Here is a 2,518-nt window from a genome sequence, read left to right on the forward strand (position 1 = left end):
TGCCTTCATATGCCTCCAATGCGTTATAAGCTACATCATAACTATATAACCTTTGAGCACATGAAGCGAATAACGCGCACAATAAACATAATATTATACATCTACATAGAACCATACATAAAATCACTCATAGGTTTTTGTGTAATAATCTGTCCCCGGTGTTTCTTCTCTACCTCTTTATTATTCTCGATTACTTGCGCCATAGTAAGAAAAGCATCTGCTCCATCAGAAGCCCAGTTGTGAACAGGACGATTCGAAAATATTCCCATCTTTTCATTAAATGCACTGTGATATTCTCGCAAACAACTTAAGCCTACTTTGCAGTGAGTCCTCTGAAAATAACATTTCCTAAATAATTTTCTACCCATTTCAATCGCATCTTTTTTTTGTCTAATGCGTTCCACACGTATAAATACCATACCTAGTTCACGGCCCATATCTAGCATAGTTTTACCTGTGGAGAAATCTCTTTTGGCTGAATCATGAGGAGCATAATGTTTCCCAAATACAATATCTTTGCTATCTCTATAATCTCTTAACCAGTTAATATAGTGAGCTAGAGGTTCATTATTATTTTCGTAGTAAGCAATACACCTTACTCCACCTCTGCTTCTTTGGCTTAACCAAATACTTGTAGAATCATTCATGCCTAAATCCCAATAGGTATCTACAGGAATGGACGTATCAACCGCAAAGTTATAGATTCTATTATCCTGCTCCGCCTCCCTAAGTTGCTTAGAAAAGTATGCACCACGTATAGCAGCATCAAATGAACAGTAAAACTCTTGATCAACCTTATCATCGGACCACCCAGACTTTCTTAAACCCGCTAAAATTTCCTGACTAACGACAAGTCTATTATCATTGCGCAATGTCTGATCGATTGTCCGTACATCTACCATCCATTCTTTGTTATCTTTTACAATTTCATAAAGTTCATAAAAATGGTTAGTGCCGCGGGGTGTTCCAATAAAAATTTCCCATCCTTCATTCTCAGCTAACATCGGGAGCATATAATCTCTAGCGGCGGGATTTTGTTGAGCATACTCATCATATAAAATACCTAGAGCATTACCACCTACTATACTGTCGTAATTGCCATTATCAGTTCCCAGCAGCCTAAAAATACTTCCATTTTTAAACTCAATCTTCATATCTGTATTATTTACGGACTTTATTATTTGAGGAGGAAAGTGATCTAAAAATCTTACTCCATCTTCCCCACGGCCTTCCCAGATAACACGGCGAGCCTGAGTTAAACGAGGGAACAAGTAATAATAAGCCCCAACTCTTTGCTGTGAGGCAGCGGATATGAGGTTAATAGAAAACTTAGTTTTTCCTGCACGCCTATGCCAAATTAGCATCATGTGGCGATAATGATGCTTGAAGAATGCATTCCAGGCTTTCTTCTGATATTTTCTCAGCTGGACTTTATGAGGAAGCGTAATTATCAAAGTTTAATCATCCAGTTTACAAAGCAGGTCGGCTGCATATTATTATGTGCTTGAGTTCCTCCTGTTGGGCCGCTTTGCTCATTAGGGTGAGCAAAGAAAGTTCCAGTCGCTCCCGCCGCACCTCCAGATCCACCTCCACCAGGTGTATGCCTATGCGATGGCATCGTTTCGATCGTTAAAAGGGTGGTATCTTCCCCATTCCAATACCCCACATCTCGGTTTGGAGTGCCACTTAAAATAGTATGTGTACCAGAACCGGCACTTGTTATATCAACGGCCGTTCCACCAGCAGCATGTGCGACTGTAGCAGCTACTTTAATCTGATCTAATAGCCCTTCATTAATAGCATAATAAGTTGTAGAAGGTAATAAGCCGCCCGGAAGAGAACCAGTTGTAGATAGAGTAAACGGATAACCTGTAGGATATCGGATAGCACTTCCAATTAACTCTAAATTTAATTCATCGGTCGTAGAATTCGCTGAGAAGAGTTGGCTGTACGCACCGGTTCCACTGCAACCTACCGCCTTACCAGGCAACGCTGGCAATTCGATAGCTTTATTAGCAGCCCAATCCGCCGACGCACTTGCCCCTTTACTAGTAATTACACCAATAGAGTTATATATTCTACAGTCAAATATAGACGTACTTTCCCATATAACTCCAAATAAATCTTCTGCACTCGCATCAGCTAACACAGTAGCTCCTGATGTAGCAGACCCAATAGTTCCACTTACAACTAATAACCATCCCATACTAGCAGTGGTAAGTAAGGATGGCTTTAAATCTCCTGGAACAAAATCCCCAGAATTTCCGGATACTAGTCCATCTAACGTATCGTTAACGGTAGTTTGTGCTAGTGTGTGAGGATTATAATATCCGACTAATCTTGCCCCATCTGTTCCATCTTCATTATTCGCTAACTCAGACCGCAGTGTAGAAGCACCTGGATCTTCTTCAAGTAACCCGCTAATCAAATCCCCATTGCCATTTGTAGTCCAAACGGGCACTCCATCACTACCATGATTAGGCAGCTTAGGTAACGTATTAAGATTTTGTGTAGGATT

2 protein-coding genes are annotated in these 2,518 nt (G+C 40.5%); both read right to left on the reverse strand.

What is annotated here, in order from left to right:
* Positions 1 to 101: 101 nt before the first annotated feature.
* A complete protein-coding gene (locus tag Q1K78_RS17375) occupies positions 102 to 1,454 on the reverse strand; it encodes a hypothetical protein (protein ID WP_300181719.1) in 1,353 nt (450 codons plus the stop codon).
* Positions 1,451 to 2,518: hypothetical protein (locus Q1K78_RS17380; protein ID WP_300181721.1), on the reverse strand; the 1,068-nt coding region annotated here is incomplete at its 5' end. The genes Q1K78_RS17375 and Q1K78_RS17380, both read right to left, overlap by 4 nt.

The sequence above is a fragment of the uncultured Aliivibrio sp. genome, assembly GCF_946479765.1.
Classification (GTDB): domain Bacteria; phylum Pseudomonadota; class Gammaproteobacteria; order Enterobacterales; family Vibrionaceae; genus Aliivibrio.